This is a genomic window from Agrococcus sp. Ld7 (genome assembly GCF_045064095.1).
Classification (GTDB): domain Bacteria; phylum Actinomycetota; class Actinomycetes; order Actinomycetales; family Microbacteriaceae; genus Agrococcus.
The window spans coordinates 42275-59597 of sequence record NZ_JBISGY010000038.1 but is presented as its reverse complement, the minus strand read 5'-3'; the positions used below and the strand labels follow the sequence as shown (position 1 = coordinate 59597).

General features: G+C 70.6%; 12 protein-coding genes and 1 other RNA gene. 3 read left to right on the top strand and 10 right to left on the bottom strand.

Translation table 11 applies throughout. The annotated features are described in order from the left end of the window. Positions 1-155: 155 nt before the first annotated feature. Genes ACJJVL_RS14390 through ACJJVL_RS14380 form a run of 3 tightly spaced genes read right to left on the bottom strand, consistent with a single transcriptional unit; the run spans position 156 to position 2901 of the window. On the bottom strand, positions 156-749 hold the full coding sequence (locus ACJJVL_RS14390; protein WP_405219884.1) for a thymidine kinase: 594 nt from the start codon (positions 747-749) through the stop codon (positions 156-158). A gap of 2 nt (positions 750-751) precedes the next feature. Then, positions 752-1336, bottom strand: coding sequence for a helix-turn-helix transcriptional regulator (locus ACJJVL_RS14385; RefSeq protein WP_405219881.1), 585 nt, complete (start codon positions 1334-1336; stop codon positions 752-754). Between the two features lie 47 nt (positions 1337-1383). Further along, positions 1384-2901, bottom strand: a complete 1518-nt coding sequence (locus ACJJVL_RS14380; RefSeq protein ID WP_405219878.1) for a malate:quinone oxidoreductase — start codon at positions 2899-2901, stop codon at positions 1384-1386. A gap of 123 nt (positions 2902-3024) precedes the next feature. On the opposite strand from ACJJVL_RS14380, the gene ACJJVL_RS14375 reads away from it, so the two are divergent. Continuing rightward, positions 3025-3435: a hypothetical protein gene (locus tag ACJJVL_RS14375; RefSeq protein ID WP_405219875.1), complete on the top strand. Its 411-nt coding sequence runs from the start codon at positions 3025-3027 to the stop codon at positions 3433-3435. 67 nt (positions 3436-3502) lie between these two features. Here the strand turns inward: ACJJVL_RS14375 and ACJJVL_RS14370 are convergent, their stop codons facing one another. The 5 genes from ACJJVL_RS14370 to ffs form a co-directional block, all read right to left on the bottom strand. Beyond that, on the bottom strand, positions 3503-4579 hold the full coding sequence (locus ACJJVL_RS14370) for an aspartate-semialdehyde dehydrogenase (RefSeq protein ID WP_405219872.1): 1077 nt from the start codon (positions 4577-4579) through the stop codon (positions 3503-3505). Then, positions 4576-5850 carry an aspartate kinase gene (locus ACJJVL_RS14365; RefSeq protein ID WP_405219869.1) on the bottom strand — a complete coding sequence of 425 codons (1275 nt, stop codon included), beginning with the start codon at positions 5848-5850 and terminating at the stop codon, positions 4576-4578. Before ACJJVL_RS14365 ends, ACJJVL_RS14370 begins: the two co-directional genes overlap by 4 nt. Positions 5851-6067: 217 nt before the next feature. Further along, the gene (recR, locus tag ACJJVL_RS14360; protein ID WP_405219866.1) at positions 6068-6667 is read right to left on the bottom strand and encodes a recombination mediator RecR; all 600 of its coding nucleotides are present in this window, start codon (positions 6665-6667) and stop codon (positions 6068-6070) included. A 1-nt stretch (position 6668) separates the two neighbouring features. After that, entirely contained in the window at positions 6669-8933 is a 2265-nt protein-coding gene (locus ACJJVL_RS14355) for a DNA polymerase III subunit gamma and tau (protein WP_405219862.1), read from the bottom strand. Between the two features lie 67 nt (positions 8934-9000). Beyond that, positions 9001-9097: signal recognition particle sRNA small type (gene ffs / locus ACJJVL_RS14350), an RNA gene on the bottom strand. Positions 9098-9153: 56 nt separating this feature from the next. On the opposite strand from ffs, the gene ACJJVL_RS14345 reads away from it, so the two are divergent. Beyond that, positions 9154-9936 carry a cytochrome b5-like heme/steroid binding domain-containing protein gene (locus tag ACJJVL_RS14345; RefSeq protein ID WP_405219859.1) on the top strand — a complete coding sequence of 261 codons (783 nt, stop codon included), beginning with the start codon at positions 9154-9156 and terminating at the stop codon, positions 9934-9936. On the opposite strand, the gene ACJJVL_RS14340 is transcribed toward ACJJVL_RS14345, so the two are convergent. Continuing rightward, complete coding sequence (locus ACJJVL_RS14340; protein WP_405219857.1) at positions 9937-11124, bottom strand: acetate/propionate family kinase; 1188 nt, start codon at positions 11122-11124, stop codon at positions 9937-9939. Next, the gene (pta, locus tag ACJJVL_RS14335; protein WP_405219854.1) at positions 11121-13226 is read right to left on the bottom strand and encodes a phosphate acetyltransferase; all 2106 of its coding nucleotides are present in this window, start codon (positions 13224-13226) and stop codon (positions 11121-11123) included. Before pta ends, ACJJVL_RS14340 begins: the two co-directional genes overlap by 4 nt. A 145-nt stretch (positions 13227-13371) precedes the next feature. Between pta and ACJJVL_RS14330 the strand changes: the two genes are divergently transcribed. After that, positions 13372-17313, top strand: a complete 3942-nt coding sequence (locus ACJJVL_RS14330) for a cell wall-binding repeat-containing protein (protein ID WP_405219852.1) — start codon at positions 13372-13374, stop codon at positions 17311-17313. Positions 17314-17323: the final 10 nt, after the last annotated feature.

The following is a 17323-nucleotide window of genomic DNA, read 5'->3' as shown; positions in this document are numbered from 1 at the left end:
CGTCGACTACTACGACCACCGCAACCCCGACCAGATCAAACGACGCGCGCTCCGCAGCCTGCGCGGCCTCGGCTACGACGTCGACCTCACACCAGCAGCCGCATAGCTCACGTCACTTTCCTAGGAGACCGGATGCCGACCCGGAGCGGCTCGCTTCAGCCGAGCCGGCCGCCGGACTCCTGCAGGTAGCAGGTGGCGCACAGCGATTCGTACGTGACCGCTTCGCCGTCGATGGCGACCTGGTCGCCGTCGAAGACGAAGGCGTCGCCAATCTTCCGCCCGTTGAACATCGCCTTCCGGCCGCACCGGCAGATGGTCTTGAGCTCCTCGAGCGAGTGCGCCAGCTCGAGCAGCCGTGCTGACCCCGGGAACGCGTGCGTCAGGAAATCGGTGCGGATCCCGTAGGCGATCACCGGCACACCGCGCTCGACGGCGATGCGCAGCAGCTCGTCCACCTGGCTCGGGCTGAAGAACTGCGCTTCATCCAGGAGCAGGCATGCGACGGGTTCGTCGCGCGAAGCGGCGGCGGCCTCGAATGCCGCCTCGGCAGACTCCTCCGGCCCCACGAGGAAGTCGATCTGCCGGGTGACGCCCAGGCGGGAGACGATGGCGCGCTCCCCCTTCGTGTCGGTCGCGGGCTTCGCGAGCAGCACCCGCTGACCGCGCTCCTCATAGTTGAACGCGGCCTGCAGGAGACCCGTCGACTTGCCGGAGTTCATCGCGCCGTATCGGAAGTACAGTTTGGCCACGCCTACAGGATCCCGTCCTCTTCGGCACGCTGCATCAATTGCGCGCGCTTGCCCGCCGCGCGGTCGACCGCCGCGTACTTCGCCCGCACGCGGCGCAAGAAGGTCTTCGCGGTCTCGTACCCGACACCCATCTCGGCCGCGACCTGCACGGTCGTGCTCCCCTGGACGTAGTGCGCGAGGGCCCGCTGCTCGCTGCGAGACAGGCGCGGCCGGCGGCTAGCGCCATCGCCGAGCAACCGGTGGCTGTGCCGGCGACCGGGCCGCAGTCTGGAGATGCGTTCGACCACCGCAGCCGCTGACTCCTCCAGTGGCACGATGGCGACGCCGGCCTGCCCCAGCACCTCCTGCAGCGCCGGCCCGACGTCGGCATGCACGACGACGAGGGCTCCCGCAGCCACGGCCGTCTGCGCGTGCGCGAACAGCGCATTGCCCGGCTCCTCAGCGAGCACCACGACATCCCCGGGGAACGCGGCCTCAGTCACCAGATCGGTGAACCACGGCACCACGGCCGTCAGCCGCAGCGATGCATCGGCATCGATTGCGTCGCGAAGCGCCGTGGCGAGCGCCCCCTGGGCAACGACGCTCACGGAGCGCACGGTGCCTGCTTCTGCTTCGGAGGCGATCATGGCGTCGGCTACGCGCTCGATGTGCGGGTGAGCTGCGAGGCGCTCTCCTCGCCCGTGCCGGAGAGCTGCAGCACGCGCGCGGTGTGCTCGAGCGAGGCACGCGCAGCTGCCGGGTCCTCGTTGAGCTTGGTGCCGTAGCTGGGGATGAGCTCGCGCAGCGGCTCGCGCCAGCGCGGCAGCTGCTCCGGGAAGCAGCGCTCGAAGAGCGTCAGCATCACGTGCACCGCCGTCGAGGCGCCGGGCGAGGCGCCGAGCAGACCCGCGATCGTGCCATCCGCACCGGTGACGAGCTCGGTGCCGAACTGCAGCACACCACCCTTGGCCGCATCCTTCTTCATCACCTGCACGCGCTGGCCGGCGGTGATGAGGCGCCAGTCCTCGTCCTTCGCCTCAGGCATGAACTCGCGCAGCGCCTCGAGCCGCTGCTGCCGCGACGCGAAGACCTCGCCCACCAGGTAGTTGACGAGACCGAGGTTCGCGAGTCCAGCCCGGATCATCGGCCAGATGTTGTGGCCCTTGATGGTCTCGAACATGTCGGTCACGCTGCCGGTCTTCAGGTACTTGGGGCTCCACCCCGCGTACGGCCCGAAGAGCAGGCTGGTCTCGCCGTCCACCACACGGGTGTCCAGGTGCGGCACCGACATCGGCGGCGCGCCCTCGCTCGCCTTGCCGTAGACCTTCGCGGTGTGGCGTGCGACGACATCGGGGTCGTCCGAGCGCAGGAACGCGCCCGAGATCGGGAACCCGGCGAATCCCTTCGCCTCCGGGATGCGCGACTGCTGCAGCAGCTTCAGCGCGCCGCCACCGGCGCCGACGAAGACGAAGCGTGCCTGCGCGTAGCCGACCGACTGCCCCACCTCGCGCCGCAGCTTCAGGCGCCACTCGCCCTCCGCATTGCGCTTGAGACCGGTCACGGCGACGCCGGTCTGGATGCTCACGCCATCGGCGCGGAGGTTGCCGAACAGCTGTCTCGTCAGCGAGCCGAAGTCGACATCGGTGCCATCGGTCGAGCGCGTTGCGGCGATCGGCTGCGACTTCTTGCGACCGGGGATCAGCATTGGCGCCCAGCTCCTGATCACCTCCGCGTCCTCCGAGTACTCGAAGCCCGCGAACAGCGGCTCCTCTGCCAGCAGCTCCCAGCGTCGCCGCAGGTAATCGACGTTGTCCTCTCCCCAGACGAAGGTCATGTGCGGCGTCGGCACGATGAAGGACGTCGGATCGGGCAGCGTGCCGTCCTCGACGAGCGCCGCCCACAACTGGCGCGAGAGCTGGAACTGCTCGTTGATCTCCACGGACTTGGCGGTCGACATGGCGCCGTCCTCGCCCTCGGGCATGTAGTTGAGCTCACACAGTCCCGCGTGCCCGGTGCCCGCGTTGTTCCAGGGGTTCGACGACTCCAGTCCCACCTCCGGCAGCCGCTCGAAGACCTCGATCGTCCAGGTCGGCTCGAGGCGGTGGAGCAGGGCACCGAGCGTCGCGCTCATGATGCCTCCACCGATGAGGGCTACATCAATCGTCTTCGTCACATCCCGATTCTAGAACACGGCTCGAGAATGGACGACCGTACCCCCAGGTATCCGCCAGCAGCGCAGGCCTACCATGGGCGCGCCCGGCAGCGATGCTGTCGGCATCGACGAGAGGAGCCACTCATGGGAATCCTGGACGACGCCAAGGACAAGCTGGGTGACGCGAAGGACAAGCTGGGCGATGCGGCCGGCTGGGTCAAGGATCAGGCGGAGCACCTCGGTGACCACGCGCAGGACGCGGGGCAGACGATCGGCGTCAAGGCCGCGGACGCGAAGCACTGGGTCGAGCAGCGCGTGGGCTCCGGCGGTGATGCGACCTCGGACGGCGGCGGGTCCAGCGTCGCGCAGCAGAAGGACACCGCGCAGAAGACCAGCACCGAGCGCGTCGCCAGCGAGCACGCTGGTGGTGCGCACAGTGCCGACGGTCAGGGCTTCACCGGCGGCGGCGGGGCGTTCGCAGCGGACTCGGACGCGTCTGCAGGAGCTGTCGCTGACAGCGACGATCGCTCCGCCGGGGACGACCACCCCGCCTGAGCAGGCGGCCGGGATGACAGAGGGGCGGAGCCGTATGGGCTCCACCCCTCCGGCATCCGCGCAACGTTCAGTCGAGCCGCTGCGCCACGAGCTCTGCGAGCTGCACCGCATTGAGCGCGGCACCCTTGCGCAGGTTGTCGTTGACCACGAAGAGCACGAGTCCCTTGCCGGGCTCGGCCGACTGATCGGCGCGGATGCGTCCCACGAGCGACGGGTCGACGCCGGCCGCCTGCTGCGGCGTCGGCACGTCGACGAGCTGCACACCGGGTGCGCTCGCGAGCAGCTCTCGTGCCTGCGCCGGGCTCAGGTCGCGCTCGAACTCCGCGTGGATCGCGAGTGAGTGGCCGGTGAACACGGGCACGCGCACGCAGGTGCCGGCGACCCGGAGCTCAGGACGCTGCAGGATCTTGCGCGACTCGTTGCGCAGCTTCTGCTCCTCGTCGGTCTCGGCGGAGCCGTCGTCGACGATCGCCCCCGCCAGCGGCAGCACGTTGTGCGCGATGGTCTGCGTGTAGACGGCGGGCTCGGGGAAGTCGATCGCGGAGCCGTCGTGCGCCAGCCGCTCGGGGCCCTGGCCCTGCGCCTGCTCGAGCTGACCGCGCAGCTCCTCGACACCCGCGACACCGGAGCCGGAGACCGCCTGGTACGTCGCGACGACGAGACGAACGAGGCCGGCCGCCAGATCGAGCGGCTTCAGCACGGGCATCGCGGCCATGGTCGTGCAGTTCGGATTCGCGATGATCCCCTTGACGGCACCGGTGATCGCGTGCGGATTCACCTCCGAGACGACGAGCGGCACGTCAGGGTCCATGCGCCAGGCGGAGGAGTTGTCGATCACGATGACCCCGGCGTCGGCGAACTTCGGCGCCAGGCGCTTCGAGGTCGAGCCTCCGGCCGAGAAGATGACGATGTCCAGCCCGGCCGGGTCGGCCCGATCGGCGTCCTCGATCGTGACCGGAGCGCCGCGGAACTCGATCGTCCTGCCGGCGGAGCGCGCCGAGGCGAACATCCGCAGCTCGTCGATGGCGACGTCGCGCTCGGCCAGCAGCCGCAGCACGACGCTGCCGACCTGACCGGTGGCGCCGACGACGCCGATCCGCACGGGGCGCGCGTCGCCGGCCTCGGCGCGCAGCTGGCGGATCATCGGCCCGTCCCCGCGTGCACGACCGCATCCTCGGTAGCGTCGAGGTCGAACGCCGAGTGCACGACCTTCACGGCGTCGATGAGCTGATCGGCGCGCGTGACCACGGAGATGCGGATCTCGGAGGTCGAGATCATCTCGATGTTGATGTCCGATTCGGACAGCGCGCGGAACAGCCGCGCCGAGACACCCGCGTTCGTGCGCATCCCCGCACCGACGAGGGCGAGCTTGCCGATCTGGTCGTCGTAGTGCAGCTCTTCGAACCCGACGGCCTCGCGCTGCGATTCCAGCGCCTCGAGCACGGTGCCGGCCTCTTCCTTCGGCAGCGTGAACGAGATGTCGGTGCGACCGGTCACGGCTTCCGAGACGTTCTGCACGATCATGTCGATGTTCGCGCCGGTGTCGGCAACGATCGTGAAGATCCGGGCCGCGGTGCCGGGCACGTCAGGCGTACCGGCAACGGTGATCTTGGCCTCTGACAGGTCGTGGGCGACGCCCACGATCATCGGCTCTTCCATTTTGGACCCCGCTCTCTCTGGGTCGTACACGATGGTGCCCTCGTCGTTCGTGAACGACGAGCGCACGTGGAGGGTGACGCCATGGCGGCGCGCGTATTCGACGCTGCGGATGTGCAGCACCTTCGCACCGCCGGCGGCGAGTTCGAGCATCTCCTCGCTCGTGACGCGAGGGATGCGGCGGGCTCGGGGGACGACGCGGGGATCGGCAGAGAAGACCCCGGCGACGTCGGTGTAGATCTCGCACACATCCGCCTGCAGCGCGGCGGCCAGCGCCACTGCCGAGGTGTCGGAGCCGCCGCGGCCGAGAGTCGTGATGTCGCCGGTGACCTTGTTGAAACCCGCGAAGCCCTGCACGATCGCGATCCGGCCCTGATCGAGCGCATCGCGCACGCGTCCTGGCGTCACGGAGACGATGCGGGCGGAGCCGTGCTTGTCGTCGGTGAGCATGCCCGCCTGGCTTCCCGTGAACGAGACAGCTTCTGCGCCCTGCGACTTGATCGAGAGCGCGAGCAGCGCCATCGAGATACGCTCGCCCGCAGTGAGCAGCATGTCGAGCTCACGGCCGCCCTTCGGCAGGCTCGGCACGACCTGATGCGCGAGGTCGAGGAGCTCGTCGGTCGTGTCGCCCATCGCGGAGACCACCACGACGACGTCGTCGCCGCGCTTGCGCGTCTCGACGATCCGCTTCGCGACGCGCTTGATCCCCTCGGCGTCGCCCACACTGGACCCGCCGTACTTCTGCACGATGAGGCTCACGTCGCTCCTCTACACCCCTGGACCCTGCAAGTCTAGGCGTGGGTAGGTGCCGTGGGTGCCGTCGGGCGGTGCTGCGGGGTCGCGACGAAGGCGGATTGCGGGCGTGAGCGTGGCGCGGGTGGTTGCGGCGGCTCGGGTCTCGTCACGCGTGCGGCTGCGCCGCGCGCTCCTCGACCTACATTCCTGCGCGCACACCGCGAGGGTGAGCGCTCCGGGATCAACGCTCGACGGTGCGACGGCCCTCGAACGCTCGTCCCAGCGTCATCTCGTCGGCGAACTCGAGGTCACCACCGACGGGCAGGCCGCTCGCGAGCCGCGACACGCGCACACCCATCGGCAGCAGCGAGCGGATCAGGTAGGTCGCCGTGGCCTCCCCCTCGACGTTCGGGTCGGTCGCGATGATGATCTCCTCCACCGCCGTGTCCTGCAGCCGCGTCATGAGCGATGCGACGCGCAGCTGGTCGGGCCCGATGCCCTGCATCGGGTTCAGGGCGCCGCCCAGCACGTGATAGAGCCCGCGGTACTCGCGGGTGCGCTCGATCGCGACGACGTCCTTCGCCTCCTCGACGACGCAGATGGTCGTCGGCACGCGGCGCGGATCGCGGCAGATCGCGCACCGCTCCTCCTCACCGATGTTGCCGCAGATGACGCAGAAGCGCACGCGCTGGCGCACGGTCTGCAGGATGGTCGCCAGCCGATCGACGTCGAAGGTCTCGGTCTGGATGATGTGGAATGCGATCCGCTGAGCCGACTTCGGCCCGACGCCCGGCAGCCTGCCGAGCTCGTCGATCAGATCCTGGACGATGCCGTCGTACATCTCAGCGCTCCCCTCGCACCCGCGGGCGCTCCTCGATCAGCTCGGCGCCGAGCTCTTCGCGAACGACCGACTCGCCGTAGCGGGCCGCCTGTGCTGCCGACAGCGCGGGCTCGGGTGCTGGCGCGCTCTGCGCGAGCTCCTCGAGCGACGGGCCTTGCGCTGCGGCAGTGGGGACGGGGGCGGATGCGGTCACGACCGGCACGGGCGCGTCGGGAGCGGAGACGAACGAGAACGGGTCGGGCTCGGGCTCGTCGGGCAGCGGCTGCTCCGGCAGATCCTCGGGTGGCGCCTCGGCGTCGCTGGGGATCGCTGCGACGGCCCACCCCGTGACGGACCCGGCAGGCTCGGGCGGCTGCCCCGCGCCGCGCACCGATGCTGTCGCTGGTGCGGATTCCGGCGCGGCGGGGGTCGCGGGTGCCGAGGATGCGCCGGTCCCTCGATCCCGTGGCGATGCTGTTGGGGCACCGCTGCTCGCGCGTGCGCCCGCAGCAGCCGACGACGCTCCCGGCGGCACCGGCGTCGCAGCACCCGCCGCGGGAGTCGTGGCGGCCGCGGCTCGGTGCACGTCGTCGTCGACGGGCGCCTGCTCCTTCGCGCTGCGAGCGGCCGGGGCAGGGCGAGCGATGTACTTCACCTCGATGCCCAGCAGCTGCCGGATCGCGGTGCGCAGCACGTCGGCGACGCTGGGCTTGCCCGCCTGCGAGTCGCGGAAGCGCTGCACGTCGGCATCCGACTGGAAGCCGAGCACGAGCACGTCACCGTCGCGCAGATCCATGGGCGTCGTGTTCGACACGAGCATCCAGGCGCCGCGATGCTCGTCGGCCAGTGCCTGCAGCACCTCGTCCCACGCGTCGCGCAGCTGCCCGAGCGTGATGGGTGCCGCCGGCGCCACGATCAGCGGACCGTCCCCCGTCTCGGGCGAGGGTGCCGGCGCCGGCGAAGCGTCCGGCGCCGAGTCGCGCGACGCCATCCCGGACCCCGTTTCGGGAGGCGGACCCGCGATCTCGGGTCCGGCTGGTGAAGTGGGGTCCGCTTCCGGAGTGGGCTGCGCCGGACGGGCAGGTGCAGCGGAGGGTGCGGCGGATGCGGCCGGCGCGACGGCGGGCACGGCACCGTCGAGCCGCTGCTCGATGCGCTCCACGCGCGCGAGCGTGCCGACCTCGACGTCGCCGGTCTCCGGCACGAGCAGGCGCGCGGCCATCAGCTCGAGGTGGAGGCGCGGGCTCGTCGCGCCCGCCATGTCGGTGAGCGCCTTCGCCACGATGTCGGCGGCACGCGAGAGCTCTGCCGCGCCGAAGCCGGCCGCCAGCGTCACGAGCGTCGCCAGCTCTGCCTCCGGAACGCCGTGCAGGATCGCGGCGGGGTCGGCCGCGGCATGCGCCACGATGAGATCGCGGAGCCGCTCGAGCAGGTCCTCGACGAAGCGGCGCGGATCCTGGCCGGTCTGCACCACCCGGTCGATGGCCGCGAACAGGCTCGACGCATCGGTCGCCGACAGCGCCCCGATGATCTCGTCGAGCAGCTCGCCGTGGGTGAAGCCGAGCAGCGCCACGGCGCTCTCGTAGGTGACGTGCGCCTCAGAGCCCGCGATGAGCTGGTCGAGCAGGCTCAGGGTGTCGCGAGCCGAGCCGCCGCCGGCGCGCACGACCAGGGGCAGCACGCCTGGCGCGACCTCGACGCCCTCCTCGACGCAGAGCTGCTGCACGTACTCGAGCATCGGCGCGGGCGCGATGAGGCGGAACGGGTAGTGGTGCGTGCGCGAGCGGATCGTGCCGATGACCTTGTCAGGCTCGGTCGTGGCGAAGATGAACTTGATGTGCTCGGGCGGCTCCTCGACGATCTTCAGCAGCGCGTTGAAGCCGCCGGATGTCACCATGTGCGCCTCGTCGATGATGAAGACCTTGTAGCGGTCACGGCTGGGCGCGAAGGTGGCGCGCTCGCGCAGGTCTCGGGCGTCGTCGACACCGCCGTGGCTCGCTGCGTCGATCTCGACCACGTCGAGCGATCCGCTGCCGTCGCGACCGAGCTCGACGCACGAGTCGCACGTGCCGCACGGGTCGGGCGTCGGCCCCTCGGCGCAGTTCAGGCAGCGGGCGAGGATGCGGGCGCTCGTGGTCTTGCCGCAGCCGCGCGGCCCGGAGAAGAGGTAGGCGTGGTTGACGCGGTCGGCGCGCAGGGCCGTGCGCAGCGGATCGGTGACGTGCGCCTGCCCGATGAGCTCAGAGAACGACTCCGGCCGATAGCGGCGGTAGAGGGCGGCGACCATGCGATCCAGGCTACTTGCCACCGCTGACTCGCGAGGACGCGTCCACAGCCGCGACCCGCCGCAAGACGAGAAGGACCCCCCGCGCACCCGCCAGAGCCCGGTTGCCCTTGCTTCGTCTCCGACCTGGGGGAGTTGGCCTGGATGGCGCCACGCGGGGAGCCGCCACCATCGTACCGAAGAGTCGCCGTCCTCGCGAAGCGAGCGCATGTAGCGTTGCCGCATGCTCCCGCTCGCCGATCCGGCCAGCCCATTCGACCTCGCCTTCGGCCTGCCGCTGCATCCGCTCGCCGTGCACGTGCCGGTGGTGCTGCTGCCGCTCGGCGCCATCGGCGTGGTGCTGACCCTGCTGGTGCCGAGCTGGCGCACGTCGCTCGCATGGCCGACCGTCGCGGTGCTGGGGGTGGCGGCGGTCGGCGCGCTCGTCGCCAAGCTGTCGGGCGAGGCGCTTGCCGAGCGCGTGGGATCGCCCGGCCAGCACGAGCAGCTGGGCAACTGGGTGCTCATCATGGCGGCGATCCTCTTCGCAGCGACGCTCGCATGGTGGCTCTGGCAGGGCAAGGCCGATCGGCGCAACCGGCCGACCGGCGTCATCGGCCTGATCGTCGGCACGGTGCTGGCATCGATCGCGGTGGGCGCCATCATCGTCAGCGTGCTCGCCGGGCACACCGGCGCCGCGCAGGTGTGGCAGGACCGAGTCGCACCGCCCGTCGAGACGCCGACGGCGATCACCCCCGGCGCCACCGCCGAGCCGGGCGCGGGCGCGACCGAGATCGACATTGCCGAGGTCGCCCAGCACGCCGATTCCGCATCCTGCTGGGTGGCGATCGAGGGCACCGTCTACGACGTGACCGCGTGGATCCCGCGGCACCCGGGCGGGCCGGACCGCATCCTCGCGATCTGCGGCACGGATGCCTCCGACGGCTTCTCAGCCCAGCACGGCGGCCAGTCGCTGCCGACCGAGCAGCTCAGCAGCTTCGCGATCGGCGCACTGGCCGAACCCTGATCAGCCGACCAGCGCGGCGACCTGGCGAGCGATCTCCAGCTCCTCGTTGGTCGGCACCACCCAGACCTCGATCGCGGAGCGATCGGTCGAGATGCGGCGCTCGCCGCTGGCGGCGTTGCGCTCCGCGTCGATCTCGATGCCCAGGCCCTCCAGTCCCGCGAGCCCGAGCTCGCGCACCTTCGCGGCGTGCTCCCCGATCCCCGCGGTGAACGCGATCGCGTCGGTGCGTCCGAGATGCGCGAGGTACGCGCCGACCGTGCCGCGCAGCCGATGCGCGACGATCTCGAGCGCTTCGACCGCACGCGGGATCCCCGCCGCCGCCGCCTGCAGCACGTCGCGCATGTCACCGGTCCCGGTCATGCCGAGCAGCCCGGAGCGCTTGTTCAGGAGCGTGTCGATCTCATCGACGGACAGGCCCGCGACGCGGTGCAGGTGGAACACCACGCCCGGGTCGATGTCGCCGGAGCGGGTGCCCATCACGAGGCCGGCCAGCGGCGTCATGCCCATCGACGTCTCGACGCTCGCGCCGCCGCGCACGGCGGTCGCCGACGCGCCGTTGCCGAGGTGCAGCACGATCGAGTTGACGTCCTCGAGCGGCTTGCCCAGCAGCTCAGCGAGGCGGCGCGAGACGAACTGGTGGCTCGTGCCGTGGAAGCCGTACTTGCGGATGCGGTGGTCGGCCGCAACGCGCTCCTCGAGCGCGTAGCGGTGCGCGGCGGCCGGGATCGTCATGTGGAAGGCCGTGTCGAACACCGCCACGTGCTCGAAGCCGGCGAATGCCGCGCGGGCCGCGCGGATGCCCTGCAGGTTGGCGGGGTTGTGGAGCGGGGCCAGCGGCGCGAGGTCCTCGATCTGCTGCGCGACGTCGCCGTCGATGCGCACGGCGCGGTCGAAGCGCGCACCGCCCTGCACGACGCGATGCCCGATCCCGATCAGACCCGCCGCATGCAGGTCGGGCCCGTGGGCATCGAACTGCTGCAGCACCCAGCCGAAGGCGTGCGCGTGGTCGGTGATGACCCGCTGCTCGACGACATCCGCTGCGCCGGGCACCAGGTGCGTGGCAGCGCCGGTCGTCTCACCGATGCGCTCGATGAGGCCGCTCGCGAGCGCACGCCCGGAGTCGACATCGACCAGCTGGTACTTGAGGCTCGACGAGCCCGCATTGATGACGAAGACCGAACCGGTCACGGGGTGCCCCCGTGCGCCGCGCCCTGCGCCTGGATGGCGGTGATCGCGATGGTGTTGACGATGTCGCTCACGAGCGCTCCCCTGGAGAGATCGTTCACCGGCTTGTTGAGGCCCTGCAGCACCGGGCCGATCGCGAGCGCTCCGGCGGATCGCTGCACGGCCTTGTAGGTGTTGTTGCCGGTGTTGAGGTCGGGGAAGATGAACACCGTCGCCCTGCCGGCCACATGCGAATCGGGCATCTTCTGCCTCGCGACCGCGGCATCCGCAGCAGCGTCGTACTGCAGCGGCCCCTCCACCAGCAGCTCGGGTGCCCGCGCTCGCACCAGCTCGGTCGCCGCGCGCACGCGATCGACCTCTGCGCCCGTGCCGGAGGCCCCCGTCGAGTAGGAGAGCATCGCGACCCGCGGCTCGATGCCGAACTCCCGCGCTGTCTGCGCGGCCGAGATCGCGATGTCAGCGAGCTCCTCGACGGTGGGCTCGGGGATGACGGCGCAGTCGCCGTAGACGAGCACCCGATCGGCCAGCGCCATGAGGAACACGCTGGAGACGACCGAGACGCCGGGAGCGGTCTTGATGGTCTCGAAGGAGGGCTTGATCGTGTGCGCGGTGGTGTGGGCGGCCCCGGAGACCATGCCGTCGGCGTCGCCCGTGTGCACCATGAGGGTGCCGAAGTAGCTGACGTCGAGCAGTCGCTCCATGGCCTGCTCGAACGTCACACCCTTGTGCGCACGCAGCCGCTGGTACTCCGCGGCGTACTTCGGGCGCAGCTCGGCGTCGTCCGTGGCCACGATGCGGGCCGCAGCCAGATCCAGGCCGAGCGCGGACGCGCGCTGACGGATCGCGGCGGCGTCGCCCAGGATCGTGAGCTCGGCGATGCCGCGCGCGAGCACGGTCGAGGCGGCCTGCAGGATGCGATCGTCCTCACCCTCGGGGAGCACGATGTGCCGCACGTCCGCGCGGGCGCGCTCGACGAGGCGGTGCTCGAAGATCAGCGGCGTGACGACATCGGTCGTCGCCACCTCGAGCCGCTCGAGCAGCGCCGCAGCATCGATGTGCTCCTCGAAGAGCGCCAGCGCAGCGTCGCGCTTGCGCTGCGTGCCGTCGATGAGCGAGCCGCGGGTGGTGGCGATGCGTCGCGCCGTCTCGTAGGTCCCGTGCGGGCTCAGTGCGATGGGCACCGCGAGCTCGAGGCCGTCGAGCAGCCGCTGCACCGCGGGGTGCAGCTCGAAGCCGCCGTTGAGGATGATCCCCGCGATGAACGGGAACGTGTCGGACTGCTGCGCCAGCAGCGTGCCGACGACGACGTCGGAGCGGTCACCCGGAGTGACGAGGATGCCGCCCTGGATGAGCCGCTCGAGCACGTGCTCCATCGACATGCCTGCGACCACGGTGCCGAGCGACTCGCGCGCCAGCAGCTCCGCATCGCCGCGCACGAGCGTCGCGTCAGCCGCCTCGAACAGCGACCCGACGCTCGGAGCGCTCAGCAGTGCGTCCTCCGGGATCGACCAGATCGGCACGCCCTCCGGCACGGCCTCCTCGAGTGCACCGGGGATCGCCGCGATCGCGGCGGGATCCGCCCGGTTGACGACCACGCCCGCGATGGAGGTGTGGGCGTGCGAGAGCTCTGCGGTCGTCACATCGGCGAGCTGCCGGAGCTCGTCGGCGGTCCTGGGCGCGTCCGTCTCCGGATCGCGCCCGCCGAGCACGAGCAGCACCGAGGCCCCGAGGTTCGCGGCGACGCGCGCGTTGAAGCCGAGCTCCGTGGGACTGCCGACGTCGGTGTAGTCGGAGCCGACGATGACGATCGCGTCGAACCGCTCGTCGATGCGGTGATAGCGATCGACGATGGTCGCGAGCGCCTCGTCGGCATCGTCGTGCACGGCCGCATAGGTGGTGCCGATCGCCTCGTCGTAGGTCATCTCGACGGCCTCGTGCGCGAGCAGCAGCTCCAGCACCCGGTCGCGCTGCTGCGCGGAGCGCGCGATCGGCCGGAACACCCCGACGCGCTCGACGCGGCGGCTGAGCGCCTCCACCAGCCCCAGCGCGATGATCGACTTGCCTGCGTGGCCCTCCGGGGAGGCGATGACAATTCTGGTCGGCACCGTCTCAGGCTAGTGCGGGCTCCGGATGTCACGAAACGGTAACGCTTCTCCCCGGCCAGTATCGCCAACCACAGCCCGCCCATAGATTCGAGCGCATCCGCCCCGCCGCTCTGCGTGGGGCTTCGTCACGAACGAAGGATCATCTGTGAACACCCACACCCCTCGGCGTGTGCGTCTTCGCCGTGGCCTCGCACTCACCACCGCCCTCGCGCTCAGCGCGGGGGCGTCGGTGCTCGGTGCGGCCTCGGCGAGCGCTGCGCCGGTCGAGCAACCTGTCTCGATCGATACCAGCGGCTTCGACAACGGCCGCTACATCGTCGTGCTGGACGGAGACGCGCTCGCGACCTATCGCGGCGGGCTCCCGAACCTGGCACGCACCGCACCGACCGGCACGGCAGACATCGATGTCTCCACCTCGGCCGCTGCGGCGTACACCGCCCACCTCGAGAACCGGCAGTCGGCCGTGGCGAGCGACATCGGCGCGCAGATCGCGGCGAACCTGACGGTCACCATGAACGGCTTCGTCGCCGATCTGACCGCCGACCAGGCGCTCGAGCTCGCGCGCGACGCTCGCGTCTCCCAGATCTTCCCCGACGAGATCCTCCAGATCACCGCAAGCCCCGCGAATGAGTTCCTCGACCTCGAGGGACTCTGGACGGAGGTCGGCGGCGTCGACGAGGCCGGCGACGGCGTTGTCGTCGGTGTCCTCGACACCGGTATCGCCCCCGAGAACCCGCTGTTCGCAGGCGAGCCGCTCGGCACCACCGCCGGCGCAGAGCCCTACCGCGACGGCAGCGACATCGTCTTCGAGAAGAGCGACGGCAACACCTTCGTCGGCGTCTGCGAGACCGGACCGCAGTTCACCGCCGAGGACTGCTCGACGAAGATCGTCGGGGCCCGCTATTACGTGGACGGCTTCGGCGCCGACCGGATCGGCGGCGCGGACGTGGGCGAGTACCTGTCGCCCCGTGACGGCGACGGCCACGGCTCGCACACCGCCTCCACCGCGGCAGGCAACGCCGACGTGCCCATCGAGACCGCTGGCGGCCAGGACATCGGCACCATGTCGGGTGTCGCACCCCAGGCCCGCATCGCGGCCTACAAGGTCTGCTGGTCGGGCCCGGACCCCGCTTCGACCGACGACGACGGCTGCGCGACGAGCGACCTCGTCCAGGCGATCGATCAGGCCACGGAAGATGGCGTCGACGTCATCAACTACTCCATCGGCGGCGGCGCTGCCACTTCGGTCGCGACGCCCACGGACATCTCGTTCCTCGGTGCCGCAGCTGCGGGCGTGTTCGTCTCGGCATCGGCCGGCAACTCCGGTCCCGACGCGTCGACGCTCGACCACGCGGCGCCCTGGTACACCACGGTGGCCGCGTCGAGCATCCCGAACTACGAGGCGACCGTCATCCTCGATGACGGCACCAAGCTGCCGGGCGCCTCGGTGACCGTTCCCATGGGTGACGACGCCGAGCCCGTCACGGGGCCGTTCATCTACGCGGGCGACATCGCCGCAGCGGGAGAGGACGCCGACGAGGCAGCGCTGTGCATGGAGGGAACGCTCGACCCGGCCCTGGCTGCCGGCGCGATCGTGCTCTGCGACCGCGGCGTGATCGCGCGCGTGGACAAGTCCGCTGAGGTTGCTGCCGCTGGCGGCATCGGATCGGTGCTCGTCAACGTCTCGCCCAGCTCGATCGACCTCGATGACCACGTCATCCCGACGGTCCACCTCGATGCCGAGTACCGCGACCAGCTCCTCGCTGCCGCACAGACGCCCGGTGCCGAGGTGACGCTCGAGGCAGGGAACTCCTCGGGCATCGAGACCGTGGCGCCGATCGTCGCCGGCTTCTCGTCGCGCGGCCCGGCCCTGGCTGAGGGCAGCGACGTCATCAAGCCCGATGTCGCGGCTCCCGGTGTCGGCATCATCGCCGCCGGCCCCAACCCTGCGGACGGCGAGCCGACCTACCGGTTCCTCTCCGGCACGTCGATGGCAGCCCCGCACGTCGCGGGACTGGCAGCCATCTACCTGGGTGCGCACCCCAACGCCACTCCGGCAGAGGTCAAGTCCGCACTCATGACGACGGCCACCGACACGCTGAACGACGACGGCTCCGCCTCGACCGACGTGTGGGCACAGGGCGCAGGCCACGTGAACACCCAGTCGATGATGGACGCGGGCCTGATCTACCAGAACGGCACCACCGACTGGTTCGGCTACCTCCGCGGCCTCGGCTACGGCCTGCCGGAAGAGTGGGTCGGCAGCGCCATCGACCCGAGCGACGTCAACATCGCGTCGATCGCGGTCGGCTCGCTCGCCGGCACGCAGACGGTCACCCGCACGGTGACCGCCCTCGAGGCAGGCGACTACACCTTCTCGACCTCCGGCATGCCGGGCGTCGACGTCGAGGTCTCGCCTGCGACGCTCTCGTTCGGCGCTGCCGGCGAGACGGCCACCTACGAGGTGACGTTCACGACGACCGACGCAGCCCTGGGCTCGTGGTCGACGGGTTCGCTCACCTGGACGAGTGCTGAGCACACGGTTCGCTCGCCGCTCGCGGTCCGCCCGGTTGCCATCGCGGTGCCGAGCTGGGTCGAGGGCACGGGCACGTCGGGTGAAACTCCGATCTCGGGTGTCTCCGGCATCGAAGGCACCATCGCCTTCGACGCCAACGGCCTGGCGCCGTTCGTCGAGCTGGGAAGCGACGCGGGAGAGGCGGGCAACCAGTTCGTCTACCCGCTCACCATCCCCGCGGGCGAGCTTGCGCGCTACATCACGCTCGACGCAGTCGACAACTCCAGCGACCTCGACCTCTACCTCCAGCGTCTGGAGAACGGGACGCCGGTCGAGCAGTGGGTCGGCGGCACCGCAGCGGCAGATGAGGAGATCCTGCTCGAGGCTCCGGCAGCCGGGCAGTATCGCGTCATCGTCGTGCTCTACTCCGCAGGCGACGCGGGCACTCCGATGGAGTTCACCGTCGACACCGTGGGTGTGGGCGACGGCCAGCAGGAGGGCGCGTTCAGCACCGACCCCGCGTCGGTGATGGGCGAGACCGGCGAGCCGTTCAGCTTCGCAGCTGAGTGGCGCGGCCTCGACCTCGACGCCGAGTACCTGGGCGTCATCGGCTACAGCGGCTCGCAGGAGCAGACCTACGTGCACGTCACGACCGGCGAGGCCACGCTGCCCGCTCCCGACCGCCTCGCGGGCGGGAACCGGTTCGAGACGTCGGTCGAGGTCTCGCAGCAGGGCTACCCGGATGGTGCTGACGTCGTCTACGTCGCCAGCGGCCTGAAGTTCCCGGATGGCCTGGCAGCAGCTCCCGCTGCCGCCAGCGACGACGCTCCCCTGCTGCTGACGCGGCCGGATGCAGTGCCGTCCGCCGTGCTGGAGGAGATCGAGCGCCTGTCGCCCGACCGCATCGTGATCGTCGGCGGCGAGCCCTCGGTCTCGGCGGCGGTCGCCGCGGAGCTCGAGGCCATCGCATCCGACGTGGTCCGTCTGGGCGGCGCCAACCGCTACGAGACCAGCCGTCTGGTCGCGCAGTACGCCTTCGAGGGTGCTGACAGCGCCTTCCTCGCGACGGGTCGCAACTTCCCCGACGCGCTGTCGGCGGGGGCTGCAGCTGGCAAGATCGGCGCGCCGATCCTGCTCGTGGACGGGCGCGCGAGCGGTGCGGATGACGCAACGCTGGCGGAGCTCGACCGTCTCGGCGCACAGAACGTGTACCTCCAGGGCGACCAGAACTCGATGTCGAACGGCATCGAGCTCGACCTCGACAACGAGGCGCTCACGGTGCACCGCTTTGCAGGCTCGGACCGCTTCCAGACGGCCGTGCTCGTGAATCAGGCGTTCTTCGAGGGCCCGGTGCCGGCGATGTACATCGCCAGCGGGCTGAAGTTCCCGGACGCTCTGAGTGCTTCGGCGCTCGCAGCAGCCGAGGGCTCGCCGCTGTACCTGACGCGTCCGACCTGCATCAACTCGGCCATCGTGACGGAGAGCCTGCGGCTTGACCAGCCGCCGGTGATCCTGCTCGGTGACGAGGCGACGCTGTCGGCCTCGGTCGCGGAGTACGCGATCTGCGGCTGAACCATCGCAC

What these genes read in the sequence shown, in the direction of transcription:
- ACJJVL_RS14370 (WP_405219872.1), bottom strand. Translation starts at nt 4,579, where the DNA reads ATGATCCGCCAGCTGCGCGCCGAGGCCGGCGACGCGCGCCCCGTGCGG.
- ACJJVL_RS14355 (WP_405219862.1), bottom strand. Translation starts at nt 8,933, where the DNA reads ATGGTCGCCGCCCTCTACCGCCGCTATCGGCCGGAGTCGTTCTCTGAG.
- ACJJVL_RS14345 (WP_405219859.1), top strand. Translation starts at nt 9,154, where the DNA reads ATGCTCCCGCTCGCCGATCCGGCCAGCCCATTCGACCTCGCCTTCGGC.
- ACJJVL_RS14375 (WP_405219875.1), top strand. Translation starts at nt 3,025, where the DNA reads ATGGGAATCCTGGACGACGCCAAGGACAAGCTGGGTGACGCGAAGGAC.
- recR (WP_405219866.1), bottom strand. Translation starts at nt 6,667, where the DNA reads ATGTACGACGGCATCGTCCAGGATCTGATCGACGAGCTCGGCAGGCTG.